The organism is Planobacterium oryzisoli, assembly GCF_015354315.1.
In the GTDB taxonomy this organism is placed as follows: domain Bacteria; phylum Bacteroidota; class Bacteroidia; order Flavobacteriales; family Weeksellaceae; genus Planobacterium_A; species Planobacterium_A oryzisoli.
Genome location: NZ_JADKYY010000007.1, coordinates 25,753 through 49,365, shown reverse-complemented (window position 1 = coordinate 49,365; position 23,613 = coordinate 25,753). Strand labels below are relative to the sequence as shown.

General features: G+C 47.3%; 23 protein-coding genes. 13 read left to right on the top strand and 10 right to left on the bottom strand.

Annotated features, from left to right (window positions below):
- The first annotated feature begins 57 nt into the window (after positions 1 to 57).
- The 5 genes from IC612_RS06715 to IC612_RS06695 are packed head-to-tail and all read left to right on the top strand — an operon-like array spanning position 58 to position 4,414.
- Complete coding sequence (locus IC612_RS06715) at positions 58 to 999, top strand: hypothetical protein (RefSeq protein WP_194739413.1); 942 nt, start codon at positions 58 to 60, stop codon at positions 997 to 999.
- A complete protein-coding gene (locus IC612_RS06710; RefSeq protein ID WP_194739412.1) occupies positions 1,000 to 2,388 on the top strand; it encodes a UDP-N-acetylmuramate--L-alanine ligase in 1,389 nt (462 codons plus the stop codon). It begins immediately after the preceding gene.
- Positions 2,385 to 3,065, top strand: coding sequence for a 16S rRNA (cytidine(1402)-2'-O)-methyltransferase (gene rsmI, locus IC612_RS06705; protein WP_194739411.1), 681 nt, complete (start codon positions 2,385 to 2,387; stop codon positions 3,063 to 3,065). The genes IC612_RS06710 and rsmI overlap by 4 nt, the downstream gene beginning before the upstream one ends.
- A gap of 4 nt (positions 3,066 to 3,069) precedes the next feature.
- A complete protein-coding gene (gene fabG, locus IC612_RS06700; RefSeq protein WP_194739410.1) occupies positions 3,070 to 3,813 on the top strand; it encodes a 3-oxoacyl-[acyl-carrier-protein] reductase in 744 nt (247 codons plus the stop codon).
- Between the two features lie 7 nt (positions 3,814 to 3,820).
- Positions 3,821 to 4,414 (top strand): 5'-methylthioadenosine/S-adenosylhomocysteine nucleosidase family protein, encoded by a 594-nt coding sequence (locus IC612_RS06695; protein ID WP_194739409.1) that lies wholly within the window; start codon positions 3,821 to 3,823, stop codon positions 4,412 to 4,414.
- A 4-nt stretch (positions 4,415 to 4,418) separates the two neighbouring features.
- On the opposite strand, the gene IC612_RS06690 is transcribed toward IC612_RS06695, so the two are convergent.
- Together IC612_RS06690 and surE are read right to left on the bottom strand one after the other, a co-directional pair.
- Positions 4,419 to 5,465 (bottom strand): GMP reductase, encoded by a 1,047-nt coding sequence (locus tag IC612_RS06690; RefSeq protein WP_194739408.1) that lies wholly within the window; start codon positions 5,463 to 5,465, stop codon positions 4,419 to 4,421.
- Between the two features lie 2 nt (positions 5,466 to 5,467).
- On the bottom strand, positions 5,468 to 6,235 hold the full coding sequence (gene surE, locus IC612_RS06685; protein ID WP_194739407.1) for a 5'/3'-nucleotidase SurE: 768 nt from the start codon (positions 6,233 to 6,235) through the stop codon (positions 5,468 to 5,470).
- A gap of 134 nt (positions 6,236 to 6,369) precedes the next feature.
- On the opposite strand from surE, the gene IC612_RS06680 reads away from it, so the two are divergent.
- The 3 genes from IC612_RS06680 to tsaB are packed head-to-tail and all read left to right on the top strand — an operon-like array spanning position 6,370 to position 9,943.
- Positions 6,370 to 8,496 (top strand): carboxy terminal-processing peptidase, encoded by a 2,127-nt coding sequence (locus tag IC612_RS06680; protein WP_194739406.1) that lies wholly within the window; start codon positions 6,370 to 6,372, stop codon positions 8,494 to 8,496.
- A gap of 10 nt (positions 8,497 to 8,506) precedes the next feature.
- Positions 8,507 to 9,262: an SDR family NAD(P)-dependent oxidoreductase gene (locus IC612_RS06675; protein ID WP_194739405.1), complete on the top strand. Its 756-nt coding sequence runs from the start codon at positions 8,507 to 8,509 to the stop codon at positions 9,260 to 9,262.
- A 9-nt stretch (positions 9,263 to 9,271) separates the two neighbouring features.
- Positions 9,272 to 9,943, top strand: a complete 672-nt coding sequence (gene tsaB, locus IC612_RS06670) for a tRNA (adenosine(37)-N6)-threonylcarbamoyltransferase complex dimerization subunit type 1 TsaB (protein WP_194739404.1) — start codon at positions 9,272 to 9,274, stop codon at positions 9,941 to 9,943.
- Positions 9,944 to 9,983: 40 nt separating this feature from the next.
- Here the strand turns inward: tsaB and IC612_RS06665 are convergent, their stop codons facing one another.
- Positions 9,984 to 11,207 carry a PQQ-dependent sugar dehydrogenase gene (locus IC612_RS06665; RefSeq protein WP_194739403.1) on the bottom strand — a complete coding sequence of 408 codons (1,224 nt, stop codon included), beginning with the start codon at positions 11,205 to 11,207 and terminating at the stop codon, positions 9,984 to 9,986.
- A 20-nt stretch (positions 11,208 to 11,227) separates the two neighbouring features.
- Entirely contained in the window at positions 11,228 to 11,605 is a 378-nt protein-coding gene (locus IC612_RS06660) for a hypothetical protein (protein ID WP_194739402.1), read from the bottom strand.
- Positions 11,606 to 11,650: 45 nt separating this feature from the next.
- Here IC612_RS06660 and IC612_RS06655 point away from each other — a divergent pair, with 45 nt between their 5' ends.
- Positions 11,651 to 13,216 carry a S41 family peptidase gene (locus tag IC612_RS06655; RefSeq protein WP_194739401.1) on the top strand — a complete coding sequence of 522 codons (1,566 nt, stop codon included), beginning with the start codon at positions 11,651 to 11,653 and terminating at the stop codon, positions 13,214 to 13,216.
- 79 nt (positions 13,217 to 13,295) lie between these two features.
- On the top strand, positions 13,296 to 15,293 hold the full coding sequence (gene uvrB / locus IC612_RS06650) for an excinuclease ABC subunit UvrB (protein ID WP_194739400.1): 1,998 nt from the start codon (positions 13,296 to 13,298) through the stop codon (positions 15,291 to 15,293).
- Here the strand turns inward: uvrB and IC612_RS06645 are convergent.
- The 4 genes from IC612_RS06645 to IC612_RS06630 all read right to left on the bottom strand — a co-directional run bounded on the left by IC612_RS06645 (position 15,290) and on the right by IC612_RS06630 (position 18,187).
- Positions 15,290 to 15,523, bottom strand: a complete 234-nt coding sequence (locus tag IC612_RS06645) for a DUF3820 family protein (RefSeq protein ID WP_194739399.1) — start codon at positions 15,521 to 15,523, stop codon at positions 15,290 to 15,292. The two genes, uvrB and IC612_RS06645, sit on opposite strands and share 4 nt — an antisense overlap.
- The gene (locus IC612_RS06640) at positions 15,520 to 16,602 is read right to left on the bottom strand and encodes an AI-2E family transporter (protein ID WP_194739398.1); all 1,083 of its coding nucleotides are present in this window, start codon (positions 16,600 to 16,602) and stop codon (positions 15,520 to 15,522) included. Before IC612_RS06640 ends, IC612_RS06645 begins: the two co-directional genes overlap by 4 nt.
- Before the next feature lie 89 nt (positions 16,603 to 16,691).
- Entirely contained in the window at positions 16,692 to 17,414 is a 723-nt protein-coding gene (locus IC612_RS06635) for a beta-carotene 15,15'-monooxygenase (RefSeq protein WP_194739397.1), read from the bottom strand.
- A gap of 47 nt (positions 17,415 to 17,461) precedes the next feature.
- On the bottom strand, positions 17,462 to 18,187 hold the full coding sequence (locus tag IC612_RS06630) for a hypothetical protein (protein ID WP_194739396.1): 726 nt from the start codon (positions 18,185 to 18,187) through the stop codon (positions 17,462 to 17,464).
- Positions 18,188 to 18,272: 85 nt separating this feature from the next.
- On the opposite strand from IC612_RS06630, the gene IC612_RS06625 reads away from it, so the two are divergent.
- Both IC612_RS06625 and IC612_RS06620 read left to right on the top strand, forming a co-directional pair.
- A complete protein-coding gene (locus IC612_RS06625; RefSeq protein ID WP_194739395.1) occupies positions 18,273 to 19,220 on the top strand; it encodes an aminodeoxychorismate synthase component I in 948 nt (315 codons plus the stop codon).
- Complete coding sequence (locus IC612_RS06620; protein ID WP_194739394.1) at positions 19,204 to 19,797, top strand: aminotransferase class IV; 594 nt, start codon at positions 19,204 to 19,206, stop codon at positions 19,795 to 19,797. Before IC612_RS06625 ends, IC612_RS06620 begins: the two co-directional genes overlap by 17 nt.
- A 3-nt stretch (positions 19,798 to 19,800) precedes the next feature.
- Here IC612_RS06620 and menD read toward each other — a convergent pair whose 3' ends face one another.
- The gene (gene menD, locus IC612_RS06615; RefSeq protein ID WP_194739393.1) at positions 19,801 to 21,468 is read right to left on the bottom strand and encodes a 2-succinyl-5-enolpyruvyl-6-hydroxy-3-cyclohexene-1-carboxylic-acid synthase; all 1,668 of its coding nucleotides are present in this window, start codon (positions 21,466 to 21,468) and stop codon (positions 19,801 to 19,803) included.
- 85 nt (positions 21,469 to 21,553) lie between these two features.
- Here menD and IC612_RS06610 point away from each other — a divergent pair, with 85 nt between their 5' ends.
- The gene (locus IC612_RS06610; protein ID WP_194739392.1) at positions 21,554 to 22,501 is read left to right on the top strand and encodes an isopenicillin N synthase family dioxygenase; all 948 of its coding nucleotides are present in this window, start codon (positions 21,554 to 21,556) and stop codon (positions 22,499 to 22,501) included.
- 56 nt (positions 22,502 to 22,557) lie between these two features.
- Here the strand turns inward: IC612_RS06610 and IC612_RS06605 are convergent, their stop codons facing one another.
- A complete protein-coding gene (locus IC612_RS06605; RefSeq protein WP_194739391.1) occupies positions 22,558 to 23,598 on the bottom strand; it encodes a PA0069 family radical SAM protein in 1,041 nt (346 codons plus the stop codon).
- Positions 23,599 to 23,613 lie beyond the last annotated feature (15 nt).

The following is a 23,613-nucleotide window of genomic DNA, read 5'->3' as shown; positions in this document are numbered from 1 at the left end:
TTAAATTAGCCGTAAGTTTGACCTTCCAAAATTACTGAAAATATAATAAGATTCCCCATGCACATTGTTGACGATATTCTCCAGCAACATTTCTCGGAATGTCAGTTACTTATTTCTGAGCTCCAAGGCATTGATAATGCGGAGAGCTTAATTTCCCATAAGTTTAAAGTGGAACGATTAGTGGAATGCGTGGCCGTGCTCAAAACACTGTCAGAGAACAAAAACAGGTTTTTAGGCGCTGGTACTGAAGAGTTTACCTCAATTGAGGAGGTGCAAGATAAGGAAGAAGATCCCGTTGAATTGGCCGATGACAAAACCAGCTATGAGCTGCCAACCGAATCCCGCTTTGAATTTGCCCGTTCCCAAGAAGTTTCCTCAGAAGAAACAACGGAGGTTAATTCGGGTCTAGATACTAATAATGAGGATGTTACAGTGGCAGAAACTACACTGGAAGCAGCCATCCCTTCCGAGTGGGATAGGGATTCACTACACGCCCAGGAATTAGCTGCTCAAGAGGAAAACTTTGCAATTATTGAAGAGAGTCCGGCGCTGGAAGCGGCACTGGCTGATGGGGACGATGCAACGCAGGAACACCAGACAACCGAGGCCCACCTTAAGGCCCACCAAGAAAAAAAACTAAAGCTTGCGCATATTAAAGCACTTAAATCGGTGCCCTCCCTCTTTGACCCTCTACAGACGACAGAGGAAGTGTCCGTAGCCCAGAGCTCCCCAGAAGGAAACACCTACAAAGTAGAAGTACCTAATAAAGTACAGCGCTCGGCGTTTAAGCTGGACTTAAACGACAGAATAGCCTTTACGAAAATACTTTTTGATGGAAGCCAGTCGTCCCTTAATGAAGCAGTGAGCAAGTTAAACACATTTCAGACGCTTGAAGAAGCCAAGGAATACCTCAGTGAGCTTTACTATGAGTTGGATTGGGGAAAGTCCGATGAGTACGCGCAGAGGCTGTGGAGTCTGGTGGAAAACAAATTTTACTAAATGGCCCACGAGGATAAAAATTTAAGTGCCTATCAGAATGTTTTTTTTGTAGGTATTGCCGGCGCAGGGATGAGTGCCTTAGCGCAGTATTTACAGGGTACGGGTGTGCAGGTTTCCGGGAGTGACCGGTTTTTTAACCAAAACCCCAACAGTTTAATTGAAAAGCAGCTCGAAGCGCAGGGTATCGTATGTTACCCGCAGGGCGCTTCACAGTTAGGAACTACGTGCGATTTGGTGGTGGTCTCTACTGCCATTGAAAACAGCGTTCCGGAAGTGCAGGCTGCCAAAGAACGTAGTATTCCTTTAATGCGACGCAGTGAACTGCTCGCTTTAATTTGCTGCTCAAAGAAAACTATTGCTATAGCCGGAACTTCCGGAAAAAGCTCTACGGCAGGAATGCTGTTTCAGATTCTAAGTGATGGGGGACTTGATCCCAGCGTCATCACGGGAGCAGGCCTTACCAGTCTGATTGAAAATGGACTGATTGGGAATGCGCATGTAGGGAAAAGCGATTGGCTGATAATAGAAGCCGATGAGAGCGACGGATCCATTGTGGGGTACCGTCCTTATATTTCTGTTCTTTTAAACATTGATAAGGACCACCAGGAGATAGATGAATTACAGACGCTTTTTTCGGTTTTTAAAGCAAACACTTCGTACCGGTTTATTACGAATCATGCCAATGCTCTATCTGCAGCATTTTCCGTGGATCCGAAGTTCGATTTTGCCTTTGAGGAAAGCTCTGTAGGCTATAACGCGGAACATTTCCGGCAAGAGGGTTTTATAATTCACTTTCAGATGCTTGGAGAGAACTTTCGGCTTAAAACCGTGGGCAGACACAATGTGGAAAATGCCTCAGCAGCTATTGCAGTGGCCCATCAGATTGGAATGCCGCTTTCGGCGATAGCCTCAAGTCTGTATAACTACCGGGGTATTTACCGGCGTCATCAGATTATAGGAGAGAAGGAGGGGATGGTAGTCATCGATGACTATGCACACAATCCGGCAAAATGCGCCGCATCCTTAAGGGCATGCCAACCACTGGGCAAAAAGCTTGTTGGCTGGTTTCAACCCCATGGGTATGGTCCTACCCGTTTTCTTAAAGACGATTTTATCCACGAGATTGCCCATGCATTACGCCCAGAGGACGAAATATGGATGAGTGAGATATTCTACGCCGGAGGAACCGTCGTAAAAGATATTTCTGCTAAAGATCTGGTGGAAGGAATTAAGAGGTTGGGCAAAAAGGCGTTCTTTGTTGAAGACCGCCAGGAACTCCTAGAAGCCATGCGCCCTTCGCTGGAAAATGCCGATGTGCTTCTGCTTATGGGAGCCCGGGACCCTAGCCTGGAAGAGTTTGGTAAACACGTAGTTAAATCGGTGCTATGAGTGGAGTTTTGTATTTTGTCCCCACACCCATAGGAAATCTTGAAGATATCACTCTGCGCGCTCTAAACGTTCTTAAAGAAGTGGACTATATCTTGTGCGAAGATACCCGAACTTCCGGCGTACTGCTTAAACACTACGGTATTTCCAAACCGCTGCGCTCGTACCACCTGCATAACGAGCACCATACCACCGAGCGCATTAAAAAGGATTTACTCGAGGGGCAAAATGTGGCCATCATTACCGATGCAGGTACTCCAGGCATTTCCGACCCCGGTTATTTACTTGCCAAGGCGGCGTCGGATGCGAAGATACCGATGACCTGTTTGCCTGGGGCGACCGCCTTTGTACCGGCTCTTGTCGTCTCCGGCCTCCCTAACAATGAATTTGTGTTTGCGGGTTTTCTTCCGGCCAAAAAGGGGAGGCAAAGTAAACTGCTGGAACTCGCTCAGGAAAAACGTACGGTGGTCCTTTACGAAAGCCCACATAAAATTGTAAAAACACTCGAACAGATACAGGAGTTTTTTGGCCCTGAAACCAGGGTCAGTCTAAGCAGAGAAATTTCCAAGAAATTTGAAGAAAGAATATTTGGAACCGTTCAGGAGGTGCGGGAAAAAATAAAAGACAGAACCCTCAAAGGAGAAATGGTTTTAATCATTAATAAAGAAATTGAAAAATAAGCATATGAAATTATTAGAAGGTAAAGTAGCGCTGATAACGGGCGGAACCCGAGGTATAGGAAAAGGTATAGTTGAGATGTTTGTGTCGCAGGGCGCTGAAGTGGCCTTCACTTATGCAGGTTCCAAGGAAAAAGCACAGAGCCTGGTAGCAGAATTTCAGGACGCTTCCAAAATTAAGGCCTACCAGTCCGATGCCTCCGACTTTCAGGCGGCCCAAGACTTAGTGGATCAGGTACTTAGTGATTTTGGAAAAATTGATATTCTAATCAACAACGCGGGAATAACCAAGGATAATCTAATGCTGCGCATGTCCAAGGAGGACTGGGACCAAATAATAAAAGTAAATCTTGACTCGGTGTTCAACCTCTCTAAAGCGGTAATAAAACCTATGATGAAGGCACGCGCCGGATCCATTATCAATATGACGTCTGTAGTGGGAATTAAAGGAAATGCCGGGCAGGCAAACTATGCCGCATCGAAGGCCGGCGTGATTGGTTTTACTAAATCTCTTGCATTGGAATTAGGGTCAAGAAACATACGCTGTAATGCCATTGCTCCAGGGTTCATTGAAACGGAAATGACCGCGGCGCTTGATGAAAAGACGGTAGAGGGGTGGAGAGATGCCATTCCTTTAAAGCGGGGTGGACAGCCGTCGGATGTGGCCAATGCGTGCGTTTTTCTTGCCAGCGATATGGCTTCCTACATCACCGGTCAGGTGCTGAGTGTGGATGGAGGAATGCATACCTAAAACAAAGATGGAGCCCGCTAGGTATTTTTCGTGGAAGGATTTTAAAAACCCCCTCCTGGTCTTTGCCCTGGAGCAGGAGGCAGGTACTTACTTTTCTTCCTTTAACGTTCTTTTTACGGGTTTGGGTAAGCTAAATGCAGCCCTTTCCTTACAGCAGGCCCTGGCGCAGTCCGCGCATGATATAGTGATAAACCTGGGCACTGCAGGAAGTAAGAACTTTTCCCGCGGCAGGGTTGTGTGCTGCGAAGGATTTCTGGAAAGGGACATGAATGTGGAGGCCTTGGGGTTTAAGCCCTACCAGACGCCTTTTTCCGATCCCTCGGAGCATCTGATAAAAGGACTGCTTGTGCGCGGTCTTCCTAGTGGGGTATGTGGTACGGGAGACAGTTTTGTCTCGGATAGGTATCCAAAGGACTACCAGTTGGTAGACATGGAGGCCTATGCACTGGCACTGGTATGCCACCGCAAAAAAACACCATTCCTGTCGCTAAAGTATATTTCGGACGGTGCAGACCAAGAGGCAGCTGCAGAGTGGAATACAAAGCTTCCCAGCGCCTCGGAGGAACTCGCACGGGTACTAAATACGTTGCGTAGTAGTTGAGGTCTTAGTCCTGCGGTCCAAAAATTCGGTTTTCCTGTTCGCTCACTCGGATAAAAGTAGTTCTTTTGGATAGTTCCCGGAGCTCTGAAGCGCCCACGTAGGTACAGGTGGAGCGGATGCCTCCAAGGATATCCGTGATGGTGTTCTGCACGCTCCCCTTATGGAGAACTTTTACCGTTTTTCCTTCCGATGCTCTGTATTCGGCAACCCCTCCGGCGTGCTTTTCCATGGCAGTTTGTGAGCTCATTCCGTAAAATAAGCGGTATTGCTTACCATTCTCCTCCACAACCGTACCGCCACTCTCTGTATGACCGGCCAGCATGCCGCCCAACATCACGAAATCAGCGCCGGCTCCAAACGCCTTTGCTACATCTCCAGGGGTTCTGCATCCCCCGTCGGCTATTATATGGCCTTTGAGGCCGTGCGCCGCATCCGCGCACTCTATTATAGCGGAGAGCTGAGGATACCCCACCCCTGTTTTCACCCGGGTGGTACATACCGAACCAGGTCCAATGCCTACCTTAATAATGTCGGCGCCAGCGAGAAGCAGCTCTTCAACCATTTCACCAGTTACTACGTTTCCTGCTATGAGAACTTTGGAGGGGTACTTGGTTCGGATCCGCTGCACAAAATGCACGAAATGTTCGGAATACCCATTGGCAACATCGATGCAGATAAACTGAATTTGCGGATGCGACTGAAGTATCCTATCCATCTTCTCTTCATCCTGAGAGCTTATGCCTGTGCTGATTGCCAGGGAATTATATACCGAGTCCGGCGCTTTAGAGAGGAAGCTGCTCCACTCCCCGGGTGTATAGTGCTTGTGGACCGCCGTAAACATCTGGTTTTCAGACAGAACGTTTGCCATCTCAAAGGTTCCTACCGTGTCCATATTAGCGGCAATAATGGGAATACCCTTCCACAAATGTCCCGTGTGTAAAAAACGGAATTCGCGCGGTAGACTTACCTGGGAACGGGACTGTAGGGTGGAGCGCTTGGGCCGGAACATTACATCATCAAAACCCAGCTTTAAATCCGACTCTATTCTCATAATTATCTGTTTAGTAATTCTTTAAGGGAATCGATATGTTCGTGCGCGGTGAGATCAAACTTTACGGGCACTACCGAAATGTACCCTTCGCCCAGTGCCGTTTCGTCCGCGTCCGGACTCTCATCCATATTATTGAAATAACCGGTGAGCCAGTAGTAGCGTTTGCCGTGTGGGTTTATCCGCTCATCAAAGCTCTCCTCCCATTTGGCATTGGCCTGCCTGCACACTTTAATGCCTTTTATCTCCTCTTTTGGAAGTTTAGGGATATTGACATTCAGAACGATGCCTTTGGGAAGAGGATTTTTAAGCGTCTTTAGAACGATTTCCTGAATAAATTCTTTGCTTTGGCTAAAATCGGCATCCCAACTGAAATCTAGCAGGGAAAAGCCGATGGCCTGCAGGCCTTCCACACCGGCCTCTACGGCAGCGGACATGGTACCGGAGTAGATGACGTTTATCGAGGAATTGGCTCCGTGGTTGATCCCGGAGACTACCAGATCGGGCTTACGGTCCAGGATCTTATCCAGAGCGAATTTTACGCAGTCTACCGGCGTGCCACTTAGCGAATAATCGTGCTGTGGACCCTCTAGCGATATTTCTTCGAAAGTAAGGGTGGAATTAATGGTAATCGCATGACCTTTACCACTTTGCGGGGAATTTGGCGCCACCACCACCACGTCGCCGATTTCATTCATAAATTCCACCAAATGGCGTATTCCAGGTGCTGTAATCCCATCGTCGTTGGTAACCAGTATTAAAGGTCTTTGCATAGAGTTGTTCAATTTTAACAAAAATAGAGAAAATATGGGGGAGTTTCTAAATAAGGTATTAAATTTGATTCTTTGTTGCATGCGCACTGCGCGTTAAGAGTGCGCTAACTTATTATATAATACGATCTTTACCTATGTTTAAAAAATTTAAACTCAATACCTTTCTTCTTTTTATTCCTCTAACCACTTTAATGTTCTGTTTCAATGCGCCGAAAAACGACGACGAGAAGATGCAGACCATTATGGTAAGCGTCAAGAATACGCTAAGTTATCTTCATTACAGCCCAAAACCTATAAATGATGCTTTCAGTCAGGATGTGTATACCAAATACCTGGAAATGATTGACCCTGCAAAACGCTATTTACTGGCAAGTGATGTGCAGGAATTTGAAAACCATAAATTAAAGCTGGACGATTACCTTAATAAAGGCGATCTGACATTCTTTAATCTAACGTACCAACGACTCTACGACCGTATGGACAAACTTGACAAAGCCACTCAGGAAATCTTTAAACAACCTATTGATCTTACCAAAGACGAGACGCTTGTTTTAGAGCCTAAGAATAAACCGTATCCAAAAAGCGAACAGGAGCAGTACGAGGAATGGAGAAAGTTCATAAAGTACAATATCCTTCAGGAAATGGAAACCCTCAACACCAAGGAGCAGACGCAGAGAAAGAAGAAAGATTCTGTGCAGCGCAACAACCTCAAGGATACGATTAAACTGGAAATCCTCACTCCGGAGCAGAAAAAAATCAAGGCTACCGAGGAGGTTAAGGACCTGGTCACCGAATCCTTCAAGCGTATCAAGAAACGTAAGAAAATGGACTGGTTCACGATTTATATGAACGCCCATACCGAAATCTTTGATCCGCACACCAACTACTTCTCGCCGAAAGACAAAGACGAATTCGATACGTTGTTCAAAGGTAAAGTCATTGGTATTGGAGCACTGATTCAGGAAAAGAAAGGCTACTTGTATCTCGGGCAGCTTACCATCGGTGCTCCTGCATGGAAGTCTAAACAGCTTAGCGAAGGGGATAAAATTCTTAAAGTCAGGTCCCTTCCGGACCAGGAACCCGTCAATGTCGTAGGTATGCTCGCTGATGAGGCTGTACGGCTAATCCGAGGCGAAAAGGGCACTAAAGTCACATTGACCGTAGAGAAAAAAGACAAGACCGTGAAGGAGGTCACTATGGTGCGCGAAGAGGTAGCCATTGAGGACACTTTTGCACGCAGTGTAATAATAAACGACGAAAACGGAAAAAAATTCGGCTTTATCACCTTGCCTAGTTTTAATGCGGATTTTGAAGATGAAAAAGGAAGAAACGCTTCCGACGATATAAAGGCCGAACTTATAAAACTTAAGGCAGAAGGTATTGACGGGATTATCCTGGATCTGCGTAACAACGGTGGAGGATCTCTAACGGAAGTGGGGGATATTATGAGTCTTTTTATGAATGAAGGACCGTATGTACAGGTGAAAGACGGGAATGGCAAGATTCAGACCCTGCGCAGTAAGACCAATAACCCGCTGTGGACAGGACCGCTGGTGATAATGCAGAACGAACTCTCCGCCTCGGCTTCCGAAATTCTTGCAGGGGTTATGCAGGATTACGGAAGGGCAGTAGTTATAGGCTCACCGCAAAGTTTCGGGAAAGGAACCGTACAGACGTTCGTTGACTTGAACCGCTTTCTAAGTACCAATGATGACTTTGGGTCGCTAAAGCTTACTATTCAAAAGTTCTATAGGGTAACGGGTGAGTCGACGCAGAAAAAAGGTATCGAGTCGGATATCAAGATGAACGATTTTTTCACCCACGCAGAGATTGGGGAACAGTATGACGATTTCGCACTGGCTTGGGATAAGATCCCCCCGGCGAGTACCATTAACAAGTTAACCTACTTTAATCTAGAGGAGCTTAAAAACAGAAGTGCGCAGCGCCTTTCCAGCAACAAATACTACCAGCTCATGCAGGAATCGGCCAAATGGAAGGAGGCCCTGGATAAAGAAGAGTCTATAACGTTGCAGCAGGATAAATTTAACGCTTTGATGGAGCAGCGAAAAGCACAGATAAAGAAATTTGAAGTGCTGGAAAAAGTGGACAACGGATTTAATTTCAGTAGGTACCAAGACGAACTGCAGCGTGAGAAAACAGATGAGGCATTCAAGAAAAAAACGGAGAACTGGCTGAAAAACCTGCAGAGGGACATCTTTATCCGGGAGGCTGTCAATGTGGTTCGTGAGATAAAACCGTAATCCAGTATATATGCAACGTACCATTGTAATAACGGGTGCTAGCTCGGGAATTGGGCTGGCATGCGCGGAAACGTTTGCCTCCCTTGGGGACAGGCTCATTCTTTGCGGAAGAAACAGTGCACGTTTAGGAGCTATTGCCCAGCGCCTTTCTTCGCAAACCCAGGTGGAAACCCTTCTTTTTGATGTCAGGGACCGGCATCAGGTTGTCCAGGCATTTGACCGCTTAGGGAATTTAAAGCACTCCATCGATGTTCTTATAAACAACGCGGGGAATGCCCACGGGCTCGACCCACTCGAATCTGGGGATGCCCAGGATTGGGACGCCATGCTGGACGGTAATGTGAAAGGACTACTCTATGTTTCCCAGCAGGTAATTCCTGTATTGAAGAAAAAAAAACAAGGACATATTGTGAACTTAAGTTCCGTTGCTGCCCGGCAGACCTACGCGGGCGGGGTAGTGTACTGCGCTTCCAAGCGCGCCGTAGATGTCATTTCTGAAGGAATGCGTCTGGAGCTTACCGAATTCGGCGTGAAGGTAACAAATATTCAGCCGGGCGCGGTACAGACGGATTTCTCCAATGTGCGGTTTAAGGGCGATTTAGCACGTGCAGAGGCTGTTTATCAAGGCTACCAACCGCTGCTTGCCCAGGATGTGGCGGATGCTATTTCCTACTGTGTAAATGCCCCGGAGCATGTCACGATTTCGGATCTGACCATTTATCCCAAAGCGCAGAGCGAACCCCGAACCTTATTTCGAAATATGTAAATTTGCAGTATGAAAATATTGCATCTTGAGACTTCGTCGCGCAATTGCTCTGTGAGCATATCCGAGGGCAAAACACTGCTTTCTACATGCGAAGAAATCTCTGAGAGTTTAAACCAGAGTGAAAAACTCCACCGTTTTGTGGAGTGGGCTTTAGAGGGCGCATCTTTAACCCTTAGAGACCTGGATGTTATCAGTTTGGGAAAAGGCCCAGGATCGTATACGGGACTGCGTATAGGAGCCTCTGCAGCGAAGGGTTTTTGCTTTGGATTGGAACTTCCTTTGGTTGCCAGTGAATCCATAGCCACCTTGGCCCATCCGTTCCTAGGAAAGGAGTACGATGTGGTTATTCCCTTAATTGACGCCCGCCGGATGGAAGTCTACACTGCAGCGTACGATGGCGCTACGGGCAAGGTCCTGGAGCCCACAACCAATAAGATTCTCAGCGAAAACACTTTTGAAAAGTACCAGGGTAAAAAGATTCTGTTTGTTGGGGACGGCGCTAAAAAAGCGCAGGAACTGCTAGTGCAGCAGGACAGCACATTTCTATCCGAGGTTTATCCAAGCTCCAGATATTTGGTGGACCCTGCCGTAGAGCGAATTACTCTGCAGCAGTTTGAAGATGTAGCGTACTTCGAACCGTTTTATCTGAAGGATTTCCACGGAGTAAAGAAAACAAAATAACAAACGCCTCACTTGGAGGCGTTTTGCTAATAATTCTCATTTACTTTGCGCGTACGCGGAAGAGTTTACCACTGTCCGTCACTGCGTAGAGATGTCCGTCCCTGCCGCTTAATACATCGCGGAAACGCTCACCGTAATTTTCAAGAAGCCATTCTTCGCCAACGACTTTATTGTTCTCAATTTTCAGTCGGATTATTTTTTCGCCGCTAAGGCACCCCACCATGAGATTATTTTTCCATTCAGCGATTGAACCTGTGTAAAAATCCATTCCACTTGGCGATACTGAAGGGTCCCAGAAGTAAACCGGCTGCTCTAGTCCTTCCTTCTGGCTAATACCGTCTCCAATGGTAAGTCCGCTGTACTCTTCACCGTAGGTAATAGTAGGCCAGCCGTAGTTCATTCCCGGCTGAATTCGGTTTATTTCATCCCCTCCGCGAGGACCCATTTCGGATTCCCAAATACTGCCGTCTGCAGGATGTATAGCGAGCCCCTGCGGATTTCTGTGCCCGGTGGAGTAGATTTCCGGTTTCCAGCCGCTGATTTGCGGATTACCCGGATAGGCTTTTCCATCTTGGGTAAGCTTCAGTACTTTTCCCAGATAGGTGCTTTGATCTTGTGCCAGCACCCGCATCGGCTTGTCGGAGCGTTCGCCTATAGTGGCATACAGAGCGCCCTGTTTATCAAACGCCAGTCTTGAACCGTAATGGAGCCTTCCGGCGTAGGACGGCGTAGCTCGGAATATAACCTGTACGTCTTCAACCCGCGACTCATCTGTGGAGAGCCTGGCTTTTGCGATAGCAGTATGGTTCACACCTCCGTAGGGCTCTGAATACGAGAAATAAAGGATACGGTTGGTAGCAAAGGACGGGTCCAGTGCCACATCCAGCAGTCCGCCCTGCGCATTAGCGTCCACTTGGGGCATTCCCGTTATTTTTTTCTTTGATTTACCGTCGGTAGAAACAATTAGTAGGTGCCCCGATTTCTCTGAAATTAGCAGACGGTTGTCGGGCAGATTCACCACCGCCCACGGACGCCCCAGGTCTTGGGCCAGGATATCTACTTCAAATGCAGTGCTGGTTTTGATTCCCTTTACGCGCGTTTGGCCATCAAAAGCAGGCGCAAAGTCGGTGTTTCGGGAAGCTGTTTCGGGGCCACTGGATTCCAGATCCGGAATTTTCCCCGTATCGGTTGTCGCAGTTCCGTTCTTGCACCCTAATTGCAGAAAAGAGAGCAGTAGGGCAGGTATTAAAATTATACTTTTCATATGTGCGTTTTTACATTTTACTATTTAGCAGGTTTAAACTCTACCTTCTTGAATACTTCGGCCGTGTCGGTTTTAAAGTAAATTCCATTTTCTTCATCTACCACAGTAGGTTTAAATCCGAAGATTTTTCTGCTTTGCGAAATCACATTCACTTTATAATGAAGGCCCTCTTTGGCTTCCGGAGGAACGGGCTGTTTGATACGGTTCAGTACCACACTCTGCGGCAGAATTGAATCATGGGATAAGTCAAATTCTACGTGGTAGCCTCGCTCCTGATCAAAATTGTAGGTAGTGTACTGGGCGTTTTTTATTTTTGGTAGACCTTTTGTTGTGCATGAGGAAATTAGAGCAAAAGTAATTGCTAATAAAAATCCGTTTTTTATAAGATTGAATTTCATATTTTTACGAAAAATTGGGAATATACTTACAAAGCTAACAAAAAAATGAAGATAAAAAAATTCGGGTTACTGTCCTTTACAGTACTTCTGATGGCCGTTTCGTGTTCAAGAGATGATGATCCCACTCCCGCGCCTACGCCCCCTCCTCCGGTAGCAACAATCACCCCGGATCCCATTAATAATTTCGTGTACAAGGCTATGAATTCCTGGTACTACTGGCAGGATAAAGTGCCGGTTCTTGCGGATAATTATTTCAAGACGCCCAACGACTATGCCATGTTTATCAACGGCAAGACGCCGGACAAGTTATTTTACGAGCTTCTGTACGATTACGGAAACACCGATCAGTTTTCCTGGATAGAGAACAACAATGAAATTATCAACTCTTCCGCCCGCGTGGCAGAGGTTGAAGATTTAACAGGGCTTGAGGTGTCGCTTTTCCCAAAAGGCGGAGGCTCCAATCTGTATGTTGCCTTAGTGAACTACGTGGTGCCTAACTCCAGTGCGGACCAGAAGGGCATTAAACGCGGAGATGTAATCACGAAAGTAAACGGTTCGTATCTTACTGCCAGTAACTACGGATCTTTGTTTTCCGGTTCCTTTACCGTCACCCGGGCAGAGACTGTTGCGGTGGCTACTGTTAACAATGCTTATGTTGTAACAACCACCGACAAAGCGGAAAATATTGCAATTTCCAAAACCAGTATTGAAGAAAATCCCATAGCGCACTATCAGGTGTTTAACATTTCGGGCCGTAAAATTGGCTACTTGGTATACAATGGGTTTAAAATTGATTTCAATGATGAGCTCAACGCAGTATTTGGCAAAATGAAAACCGACGGGGTGCAGGATTTAATCCTGGATCTTCGCTACAACGGCGGAGGCTCGCTTACTACCGCATTAGGTCTGGGGCAAATGGTAACGGGAGGATACACCGGTCAGCCCTACGTGTTTTTGGATTTCAACTCCAAACACAATGCCTACGACGACTTTGACAATCTTAAAGCCACTATTGACATTTACCGGATAAACAATGGTAATCAAGAGCGTACCGGAGAGACGCAGACCATAAACAGTTTGAACCTGCCACGTCTTTACACCCTGGTATCGTTCCAAACCGCTTCGGCAAGTGAACTAACTGTGGTCAGCTTAAACAAATACATTCCCGTAACTACCATTGGGTACGCCACGGTTGGGAAATTTGTAGGATCCAATACGCTGTACGACTCTCCGGCGCAGGATTATTTGAGTTACGAGAACCGCAATAAGAACCACAACTGGAAACTACAGCCCATTACCTTCGCCTACTACAACAAGGACAAGGATCCGCACCCAACGGTAAGGTACACCAATGGGGACGTGGTTCCCGGCATCTTACCTTCAGAGGGTAACCGGGTACATCCCTACGAATGGATAGGTAAAATAGGAGAGTTTGGAGTGACTACGGACCCGGAGCTTAAAAGAGCACTGGAACTGATCACGGGACAAAGTACTTTTGCCTCCACCAAGCGTTCGGTGCTTCAGGTGGACCGCCTTAAGGTACTTTCCAAGCCGATGAACCCAGCAAAGGGCCTCTTTATCCCAGACATGCGGGAATTTATAAAAGATTAATAACTAAAAAATCCGCTCTGAAAAAGCGGATTTTGTTTTTGTATTTTTGTGCACTGTTACCACAAACTCTAACACGCGTATGGAATTCCAGATCCACTCCGAATTCAAGCCCACGGGCGATCAGCCACAGGCGATTGAAAAGCTGACCCAAGGGATACTATCGGGTGAAAAATACCAAACCCTGCTGGGCGTTACCGGATCGGGTAAGACTTTTACGATTGCTAACCTGGTCAATAATATCCAAAGACCCACAATCGTTCTTGCCCATAATAAGACTCTTGCAGCGCAACTTTATATGGAGTTCAAGGAGTTCTTTCCCAACAATGCGGTGGAATATTTTGTGTCCTACTACGATTACTACCAACCCGAAGCCTATATAGCTACCACGGGAACCTATATTGAGAAAGACCTAAGTATCAATGAGGAGGTAGAGAAACTTAGGCTATCGGCAACGGCAAGTCTGCTTTCCGGGCGCCGGGATGTTCTTATTGTGGCTTCCGTCTCGTGTATCTACGGTATTGGAAACCCGCACGAGTTTCACAAGTCACTCATAACGCTGGAGCTCGGAGAGAATATTACCCGGACACAGCTGCTGCACTCCCTGGTGAGCGCATTGTACGCCCGCACACTTAATGAGTTTCAAAGGGGAACTTTCCGGGTCAAAGGCGATGTGGTGGATGTGTATCCTGCTTATGCGGATAACGGCATCAGAATACAGTTTTTCGGTGATCAGATTGAAAAGATCCAGTCTTTCGATCCTGTAACCGGGACGGTTATATCTAATTTTGATAAGATTCAGATTTATCCGGCCAACCTTTTTGTGACCTCGAAAGAAACCCTGCAAGGGGCCATACGTCAAATCCAGGACGATCTGGTGGAGCAGGTGGCGTTCTTTCAGAGTATTGAGAAACCTCTGGAAGCCAAGCGGCTGGAAGAAAGAACCGAGCTGGACCTGGAGATGATTAAGGAACTGGGCTACTGTTCCGGTATTGAAAATTATTCCCGCTACCTGGACGGACGCCTCCCTGGGTCGCGTCCTTTCTGCCTATTGGATTACTTTCCAAAGGACTATCTGATGGTAATTGATGAGAGCCACGCAACGGTACCGCAGGTGCATGCCATGTTTGGGGGCGATCGAAGCCGAAAAGAGGCGCTGGTGGAATACGGGTTCCGACTTCCTGCTGCCATGGACAACCGTCCACTGAAGTTTGAGGAATTCGAGCAGATGCAGAACCAGGTGGTGTACGTCTCTGCCACGCCCGCAGACTACGAACTGGAGAAGACCGGTGGGGAATATATCGAGCAGATTATACGGCCTACAGGTCTGTTAGATCCCATCATTGAGGTGCGTCCAACCCTGAATCAGATCGACGACCTAATGGAAGAAATACAGCAGCGCGCAGAAATAGACGAAAGGGTGCTTGTAACCACACTTACCAAGAAGATGGCCGAAGAACTTACCAAGTACTTCACCAGGGTAGGGATACGAAGCCGCTATATTCACTCCGATGTGGAAACCCTCGAGCGCATTCAGATCATGCAGGATCTTCGTACCGGGCTTTTTGATGTACTGATTGGGGTCAATCTCTTACGGGAGGGATTGGATTTACCGGAAGTATCGCTGGTGGCCATTCTGGATGCCGATAAAGAGGGTATGCTCCGCTCCCGCCGCGCCATGATCCAAACAGTAGGGCGTGCCGCCCGGAATTTAAACGGTAAAGCCATACTCTATGCCGACCAGATAACCCGCAGTATGCAGGCTACTATCGACGAGACCAACTACCGCAGGGAAAAACAGATGCAGTATAACGCGAAGCACGGTATTGTGCCCAAACAGATAAACAAAAAGATTTCGGAGAGCCTTGTAGGTCGCACGAAGGATTTTCCGGACGCGCGTTATACCCAGCGAGAGGTCGTAAAGGAAAAGCAGCAGCTGGTTTCCGATCTTTCCGGGGAAGAGGTTTTAAAAATCATTGAGCAGAAGCAGAAGGAGATGGAGAAAGCGGCCAAAAATCTGGACTTTATACAGGCCGCAAGACTACGTGATGAGATTCAGACTCTGCGCGGGGTCGACTAATTGTGCGAGGCGCTTTTACGAAGAGGTCTTAGTAGGGAGTCCAGTCCATTGAGCTTTATCTCGTACATGGTGGAGAGCAGCATACCAAGCTCCCCTTGGGGCATTCCCTTACGCGAAAACCATTCCAGATAGGAGATCGGTAAATCGCAGTACATGGTTCCTTTGTATTTGCCGTAGGGCATATATTCCTGGCACAAACGCATCAGGATGTGGGGTTTTTCCTGTTTCATATGGAAAGGTCAATTTTTTCCTCGATTTCTTTAGGCTCAGGCAGAATGAGTTCATTTTCGTCCGTACTGAATTCGTCGCGGTATACCTGAATCAAAAGAACGGTCATGGAGACCAGGATGGGGCCGAAAATCAGTCCCATAAATCCAAAGAGGTTCATTCCCATGATAATTCCAAATACGGTGTTGAGCGGATGAATATTCTCGAGTTTTTTAAGAAGCGTGAAGCGCAGAACATTGTCGGTAAGTCCTACGGCTATGAGGCAGTAGATTAAAACGCCCACTCCCTGCCCGGTACTTCCTTCTGCAATCATAAATATCCCTACCGGAACGTATACAATGGCGGCCCCCACAATAGGAATCATGGAGGCTACTGCAGTGAGTGCAAAAAGAAGCATTGGGCTGGGCGCACCAAAGATAAGGTAGCCAATCAATGCCACAATCCCCTGCCCGAGGGCTACTACAGGAATCCCCACCGCGTTGGCCATGACAAGCTTGCGGAACTTCTCGCCGATTAAATTTATATTGGCTCTTTTCAGAGGCGCTGCATTGGCCACCACACGTTCGAAGACGCGCGGTTTCTCCAGCATGAAATACAGCATAAAAAACATGGAGGCTACAACGGACAGCGTATTGAAGGTGCCGCTCAGGGCTGAAGTGGAGAATTTGGCGGCGCTGTTTTTAATGCCCTCCAGGTTGTCTTTACTCAGTAAATCGATTCGTGTTTTGGAGAACACATAATCGTGGATCTTATTGAGAAAGACATTGAATTTCTCCATATACGATTTGGAATCGCCCAACCGCTCTACAATCATGTCACCAAGCAGATACACTGGAATTATCAAAACAATCAGACAGAGTATAATTATCGCAGCGGCCGCCCATGGGCTTTTCCACTCCCTTTCTTCCTGCAGATAAAAATTAAGATTGCGGCATACCACATAAAGGGTAAGGGCGCCCAGTACAGAGGGAATAAATAAGGCTAGATTATATACGATTAAGGCAATCAGGGAACATATCAGCAAAAGCAGAAATACCTGCTTTATTTTCACTGCACTGATTTGCTGGTATCTATTAGGCATAAGAATATATTAAGGCACTAAGGTTACTGCAGGCAAATATAGCCAACCTTAGCGCCTGATATTTACATATTTAAACTAAATTGTTATTTCTATACGCTCCTAGGATCCCTGGCAAAGGCCAGATACGAGGAATACATTGCCGCATAAAGGAATGGGAACGAGGCTAAAATTCCTATAAGGCAGAATAACAGACCCGCCATACTGATCAGAAAGCCTACCACTGTAATGGCAAGAAACGACCCGTAGTTTTGCTTTGCAATGGTAAAGGAATGCTGCAGTGCTTCCATAGCGTTGGCATTTTTAAGGACCAGTAAGGGATACCCCAACATAAAAAGAGGCGCAATCAGAATCCCTGGAAAAAAGCAAAGGGCAAAACCTATGGATATAAGTACCGTGGAGAGCAGCGAGTAGATAAGGATATTTAACGTGTTGTGCCGGTATCCGTAAAAGAGATCACTGGTGGTAAGGGCTGCTCCACGCTGGTATTTATCGGCCATATAAATAAGACCTGCAAAGAGGGGCGCGATGAGTATACCCATTAATCCGGAAGCTCCGTAGTATAATCCTACACCCTCAATCTCTAAAATACGCTCCAGGGTGATGCTTTCAGGGTCTTCACCCATTTGCTCTACAAGCGACTGGGAATCGATTCCAAAAAGCAGTTGAATGGCAAAGCTGGCCACCACATAAAGCACCATCGCAAGAAGAGCGTACAGGAAGATTCCCTTGTAGATTTCAAACGAGTGGGAGAGCACACTTCCAAAGTTTCGCTCCGGTCTTTGGATAGGGTTTGGTTGATTGAGTATTTCCATAGTTACGAGTTTTAAACAAATTTAATTATAAAATCGTAACGCAGGGATTAATTTTCCGGCTTTTCGTTAAATAGGCTGCTGTACAGGGAATAGATAATAGCGTTCCAGAACGGATAGGTAAAGAGCGCCCCCACAATAGTAAATATGCCCCCGTATTTGAAAAGGACGGCCACCATGCAGCACAGCAGTATCTCCATGGGAAAACGTTTCAGTGCTTTGTAATTGAGCGAGAGGGTTTCCAGCATCTTCTTGTCCAAGAAGAACATTAGGGGCGCGGAGAACAAGGTGATAAGGACCCATACTACCGCAAGGATTATGGTAGGGACGGTGTAGATATAAATCAGAAGCCAGAAGAGGTAGAAGCTGGCAAAAATGAAGAAGTTCTTACCGGCATAGCCCAAAAACAGATCACTTACCTTCGGACGCTCCTGGGTGTCGAGTTTACGGTACACTGCAAAAAGGCCTAGGTTTAAAGGGTAGAGAAATACGGCAGTGGCTACCATAATCCAGTAAAAATTCATAAATCCCGGCTGGCTCATCATCTCCTGCACGCCCTGCTGGTACTGCTCGATGCCCTGCTGAAGCTTCTCAGACAGACCTAAATAAAGATCAAGTACTCCGTAGCGCAATGCCGCGTAGTAGCCAATGCTTAGAAATACTGACAGGCTAATAAGACTGAACAGGAGCTGGTAGACTATGGTTCTGCCCCAGTAGGTAAATGCTTTTTTGAGAATCTGGTGTGTTTTTACAGGAGTGGAACTTCCGGTATGCATGTATTGGATTGATTTTGTGCAAAAGTACGCTTTAAATATATATTTTTGCCAGGTGAGTATGGACCCTACTACGCAATTTTCAAGAATGGACGAGCTTTCCCTGGCGGGACGTCCCTTTCTTTTTTTTGTAGATTTTCTTTTGGAGCAAGTCCTTGTGTATCCCCGTGAAGCGCTTGTGGGGGAAGATATATGGGTTCGGTTTCCGGGATTTTCTTACCCCGAAAACACCCCCGCTCCAAGTGGCAAATCACTTGATTTACAGTCCTTTCCACAGTCCTTTACTCAATACGAAAAAGGTTTTACTTCGATCCATAACCATATACAGAAGGGCAACTCCTACCTGGTAAACTATACCTGCTGCACTCCCATTCAGTGCACGCTGGATTTTAAGGAGCTTTTTTCCCTTGCCGAGGCCACCTATAAAGTCCGGTATAAAGACGATTTTCTTTTTTTCTCCCCTGAACCGTTTGTTCAGGTGGAAGGCGGCCGTATTTCCACCTATCCGATGAAAGGAACCATAGACGCGGCGCTGCCTAATGCAATGGAGCTGCTGCGGGGCGACGAAAAGGAAAAAGCAGAGCATTACACAGTAGTAGACCTTCTTCGAAACGATTTGAGTATGGTAGCAAACGAGGTGGAAGTAGCTCATTTTCAGAAGATAGACCTTATAAAAACCAACCGCAAGAACCTCTATGCCATGAGCTCTGAAATTGTAGGTAGAGTCAAGCCGGAATACGACAAGCGTATCGGCGCGCTGATTGCAAGACTGCTGCCTGCAGGATCCATTCTGGGTGCGCCCAAAGACAAGACCCTGGAGATCATAAAGGAGGCGGAAAACTACGCGCGGGGTTTTTATACGGGAGTTTGCGGCTATTTTGACGGAGAAAATCTCGATTCCTGCGTAATGATACGCTTTATGGAGCAGCACCACGGAGCACTCTATTTCAAGAGCGGAGGGGGTATTACCGGAATGAGTACGGCGGCCTCCGAGTACCAGGAAATGATAAATAAGATTTATGTACCAATTTCTTGAAAGTATACGAGTAGAGGGCGGCGTGGTCCACAATCTCGAACTGCATCAACAGCGAGTGGATCGGGCAGTACGCGCTTTTATGCCGGGGCGTAAAGTGCTGCTGGAGGAAGTTCTTAAGGAGGTGATTCTTCCTTCCCAGGGACTTTTCAAACTGCGCCTGGTGTACGGTAAAGAGATTAAAACCTCCTATACTGTAGCGCCCTACGCGCCCCCTACTTTTGAGAAGTTTATCGTGCGCGAAGTTCCGGAGCTTTCCTACCCGCACAAATTTTTGGACCGCAGGGAGCTGGAGTCCTTCCAGCCGGATATCCAAACGCAGGTACTGTTCACACAAGAGGGTTTTGTGACTGATTCTATCTTTTCCAATGTGGTATTCTTTGACGGAACCGGCTGGTTTACCCCCAGCCGCTACCTACTCGGGGGGGTGATGCGCAGAAGATTACTCTTGGATGGAGCCGTTGCAACGCAGAGCATTCACCTTAATGATCTTAAGGGCTTCACGCACTTTAGGCTGATCAATGCACTTAACGGAATGGATTCTCCACTTCGGTATCCCGTAGAGATGCTTCTTGGATAGCTTTTATCCCAGAGTCTTAAAATAAGACCTTAGAATTTCCGCGTTGGGTGCTTCTGCGGTGTCTACTTCTAATATCTGGGGTTTCTCTGAGGGATTAAAAAAGCTGCCCAGTACTCTTTCCAGGGAATTTTCCTCTTCCACGCGTACGTATCCAAAGCCGTAGTGCCTAGCAAGCAGCTCCGCATTAAGCTGGTGCCGCGTGGCTATGAATTCGTCCAGAATATTGCTGTTGGCCTGGTCGGGACCCGGGATGATTTTAAAGATATTGCCTTCCGAGTTGTTGAAGATAATAATACGGGTATAGGGTGGGATATAATTATTCCACAGACCATTAATATCGTAGAAAAAACCAATGTCGCCCGTTATAAGTAGGACCGGATGCGCACTTTTACAGGCAAAGCCCATTGCGGTGGAGGTGGATCCATCAATTCCGCTGGTTCCTCGATTGCAATACACCTTTTGGGGGTATTCAAAGAGCTGTGCGTAGCGAATGGCAGAACTGTTTGAAAAATGAATGACATAGTCTTGGGGGATACTTTTGGCCAATTCTCTGAAAAGATAAAGATCGCTGAATTCTACGTTCTTAGTGAAGTTCTCATGGAGCGCATCCTTGAACGTGCGAAGCGTGTCCCATAGGGTAAAATAGGGAGAGGGCTCCAGATTGATTGTAGAAAGAAGCTTGTTGAAGAACAGTTCGGGCGCCATTTTTATGCGCTCGGTAAGAGCAAAATAGGTGTCCGGGTGCCAGTACGGATCCACATGCCAATGCTGGGATATATTTGATTTTCTAAGGAATTGCTTGACTTTCTTTGATACCACATTCTGTCCCACGGTGATCAGTAGGTCTGGTGCGTACAAAGCGTACTCCTGGGGCGTAAAATTATAGATATACCGGTCTATATGCCTAAAGAACTTAGGGTGCGAAAGATTGGAGTGGACTTCGGAGAGAACCACTGCGGAATGGTTCTTCACAAGCTGCGCAAGTTGTGCTTCCAAATCCTTATTGGGCGCCTGCGACCCGACAAGAATAAGGATACGCCGGGAGGTATTCCACTGGGCGGTAAGTGTGGAGCTTAGTTCATGGAACGGTTTTTTGGTCTGCGGCTCAATGGTTGGGAACACGGGAAGTTCCGTGGTGAGCTCGTATAGGGGCTCGGAAAGGGGGATATTGATGTGCACCGGGCCACTCTTTTCCAGACAGAGCTCAATGGCGCTGCGCACTGTCTGCCAGTTGTGCTCGTGGGCATCCGGATCAGAGTCTTCCAGGAGCTGAAAGTCCCCGTAGGAGTGCTGCTGAAACAACTCCCGCTGGCGGATGGTCTGTCCGTCAAAAATATCTATGTATTCGGTGGGCCGGTCCGCCGTTAAAATCAATAGAGGAATGTTCTGATAAAATGCTTCCGTTACCGCGGGATAGTAGTTTGCGGCTGCCGAACCCGAGGTGCAGCATATTGCGGTGGGCACACCGCAGCTTTGCGCCATACCCAGTGCTACAAATGCGGCGCTTCGCTCATCTACTATAGAATAGCTCTTAAAGAAGTCGTTTTCACCGAAATGAATAGATAAGGGTGCGTTGCGTGATCCGGGAGAGAGCACAATATTGGAAATGCCGTACTGCTGAAGTAGGTGGGAGAGGATTTGTATACTCCGTTTGGATGAGTATTTTTTCATTTTACAAAGGTAGGGGTTTTTAGGATTTGCAGGTCCAGTGGACTCCTGCAAAAAAACATATCTTTGCTCTTTTAATACTCGCAAAATGAACAAAATTCCAAGTGTGGATCTGCGTGATTTCCTGTCGGACGACCCGGCACGCAAGCAAAAATTTGTAAATGAAATCGGAAAAGCCTACGAAGAAATAGGATTTGTTGCATTGAAAGGACACTTTTTAGACGAGAAGCTCGTCGGTGACCTGTACCAGGAGGTGAAGAGGTTCTTTGACCTTCCGGAGGAGACCAAGAAAAAATACGAAATTGAAGGAATCGGCGGACAGCGCGGATACGTGGGATTTGGTAAAGAAACAGCCAAAGGGTTCAAAAGGGCAGACCTGAAAGAATTCTGGCATTTTGGCCAGTACCTGGAGAAAGATTCCAAGTACCGCGAGGTATATCCGGACAATGTATATGTTTCGGAGCTTCCGGAGTTCAATACCGTGGGCGAGGCTGCGTATAAAAATCTGGAAAAGACGGGTAAGTATGTACTTCGGGCTCTGGCACTGTACCTGGGCCTGGAGGAAACCTACTTCGATGGCTATATTCATGAGGGCAACTCGATTTTGCGCCCAATCCATTACCCTCCTATAACCCAGGAGCCGGACGACGCGGTACGTGCCGCTGCCCACGGAGATATCAATCTCATTACGCTTCTGATGGGAGCGCAGGGTAAAGGTCTTCAGGTACAGAATCATAAAGGAGAATGGATCGATGCCATTGCTCAGGACGATGAGCTTATGATCAATGTAGGGGACATGCTCTCGCGGCATACCAACAATAAGCTTAAATCCACGATCCACCGAGTGGTGAATCCACCCAGGGAGCTATGGTCCACTTCACGCTACTCCATTCCTTTTTTCATGCACCCGGTAAGTGAAATGAAACTGGATGCTTTGGAGAATTGTGTGGATGCGGACCACCCTAAGCTTTATGAAGATACCACCGCAGGGGAGTTCCTTCACGAAAGGCTCGTGGAGTTAGGTCTCATTAAGTAAAACAGAGCCTTATACACTAAATAGCCCCTGGGAAAGTACTCCCGGGGGCTATTTCTTTAAGGAAATAAACGCAGCTGGGTGCCTCCTGAGGGATCGAACAGGGTGGTAGTGAGCTGAGGTCTTTTTCGGTCCTGGAAGTACTTTTTCCTTCCCAGTGCAAAACTCTGCGCAATGGCCTCTGCTACGGGACCCGATCCTCTTGTGCGTATAAAGAAGCGTTTTTCAGAGACTTCCCCTTCGCGGCAGTCTTTTAGCAGGTTACGTACTTTGCGGGCCTTATCAGGAAAGTGCGTCTCGATCCACCGGGAAAAGACCGGCTCTACCGTATCATTAAGTCTTAATAACGCATAACCTGCCGAACGTGCGCCGGCCTGCGAGGAAGCTTTCAGAATGGACAAGCATTCGTGGCTGGTAAGGCCTGGAATGATGGGAGCAACCATCACGTGCACGGGTATGCCGTGGGCGGAGAGGGTCTGAATGGTTTTGATCTTATTGCTCGCCGTGGAGGTCCGCGGCTCCATTACCCGCCGTAGCGGCTCATCGAGCGTGGGGATGCTTAAGGTCACGTAGGTTAAATTGTGCTTTGCAAGCTCTGAGAGAATATCCAGATCCCGCAGCACTAGGGCATTTTTTGTAATGATGGACACCGGATTCTTGTAGCGAAGGGCAAGTTCCAGCAGTGCGCGCGTCAGTCCCAACTTGCGTTCAATAGGCTGGTAGCAGTCCGTGTTACCGGAGAGCATGATTGTTTTCGGAACGTAGGACTTTTTCGTAAATAGGGCCTCAAGCAGAGAGGGGGCATTTTCCTTTACCAGTATGGTGCTTTCAAAGTCCAGACCAGCGGAATAGCCCCAGTATTCGTGCGTAGGCCGCGCAAAACAGTAGGCGCAGCCGTGCTCACACCCTTGGTAGGGATTCAGCGAGTACTCGAAATTAAGATCGGGGCTCGAAACCTGATTGACAATGGTTTTTGCCTCTACAGGATGGTATTTGGTCTGTACCGGTTCCCACTCAGCCGCTTCCTCTTCCAAGTGGTAGGTGCTGTAGGGATTTACGGTATTGAAAAGACTTCCCCGACCCTTGGACTTATCGTTCATTAGTAAAAAACCACC

Bases quoted from the DNA above. Each gene is read 5' to 3' on its own strand.
- IC612_RS06715 (WP_194739413.1), top strand. From the start codon at position 58: ATGCACATTGTTGACGATATTCTCCAGCAACATTTCTCGGAATGTCAG.
- IC612_RS06710 (WP_194739412.1), top strand. From the start codon at position 1,000: ATGGCCCACGAGGATAAAAATTTAAGTGCCTATCAGAATGTTTTTTTT.
- rsmI (WP_194739411.1), top strand. From the start codon at position 2,385: ATGAGTGGAGTTTTGTATTTTGTCCCCACACCCATAGGAAATCTTGAA.
- fabG (WP_194739410.1), top strand. From the start codon at position 3,070: ATGAAATTATTAGAAGGTAAAGTAGCGCTGATAACGGGCGGAACCCGA.
- IC612_RS06695 (WP_194739409.1), top strand. From the start codon at position 3,821: ATGGAGCCCGCTAGGTATTTTTCGTGGAAGGATTTTAAAAACCCCCTC.
- IC612_RS06690 (WP_194739408.1), bottom strand. From the start codon at position 5,465: ATGAGAATAGAGTCGGATTTAAAGCTGGGTTTTGATGATGTAATGTTC.
- surE (WP_194739407.1), bottom strand. From the start codon at position 6,235: ATGCAAAGACCTTTAATACTGGTTACCAACGACGATGGGATTACAGCA.
- IC612_RS06680 (WP_194739406.1), top strand. From the start codon at position 6,370: ATGTTTAAAAAATTTAAACTCAATACCTTTCTTCTTTTTATTCCTCTA.
- IC612_RS06675 (WP_194739405.1), top strand. From the start codon at position 8,507: ATGCAACGTACCATTGTAATAACGGGTGCTAGCTCGGGAATTGGGCTG.
- tsaB (WP_194739404.1), top strand. From the start codon at position 9,272: ATGAAAATATTGCATCTTGAGACTTCGTCGCGCAATTGCTCTGTGAGC.
- IC612_RS06665 (WP_194739403.1), bottom strand. From the start codon at position 11,207: ATGAAAAGTATAATTTTAATACCTGCCCTACTGCTCTCTTTTCTGCAA.
- IC612_RS06660 (WP_194739402.1), bottom strand. From the start codon at position 11,605: ATGAAATTCAATCTTATAAAAAACGGATTTTTATTAGCAATTACTTTT.
- IC612_RS06655 (WP_194739401.1), top strand. From the start codon at position 11,651: ATGAAGATAAAAAAATTCGGGTTACTGTCCTTTACAGTACTTCTGATG.
- uvrB (WP_194739400.1), top strand. From the start codon at position 13,296: ATGGAATTCCAGATCCACTCCGAATTCAAGCCCACGGGCGATCAGCCA.
- IC612_RS06645 (WP_194739399.1), bottom strand. From the start codon at position 15,523: ATGAAACAGGAAAAACCCCACATCCTGATGCGTTTGTGCCAGGAATAT.
- IC612_RS06640 (WP_194739398.1), bottom strand. From the start codon at position 16,602: ATGCCTAATAGATACCAGCAAATCAGTGCAGTGAAAATAAAGCAGGTA.
- IC612_RS06635 (WP_194739397.1), bottom strand. From the start codon at position 17,414: ATGGAAATACTCAATCAACCAAACCCTATCCAAAGACCGGAGCGAAAC.
- IC612_RS06630 (WP_194739396.1), bottom strand. From the start codon at position 18,187: ATGCATACCGGAAGTTCCACTCCTGTAAAAACACACCAGATTCTCAAA.
- IC612_RS06625 (WP_194739395.1), top strand. From the start codon at position 18,273: ATGGACGAGCTTTCCCTGGCGGGACGTCCCTTTCTTTTTTTTGTAGAT.
- IC612_RS06620 (WP_194739394.1), top strand. From the start codon at position 19,204: ATGTACCAATTTCTTGAAAGTATACGAGTAGAGGGCGGCGTGGTCCAC.
- menD (WP_194739393.1), bottom strand. From the start codon at position 21,468: ATGAAAAAATACTCATCCAAACGGAGTATACAAATCCTCTCCCACCTA.
- IC612_RS06610 (WP_194739392.1), top strand. From the start codon at position 21,554: ATGAACAAAATTCCAAGTGTGGATCTGCGTGATTTCCTGTCGGACGAC.
- IC612_RS06605 (WP_194739391.1), bottom strand. From the start codon at position 23,598: ATGAACGATAAGTCCAAGGGTCGGGGAAGTCTTTTCAATACCGTAAAT.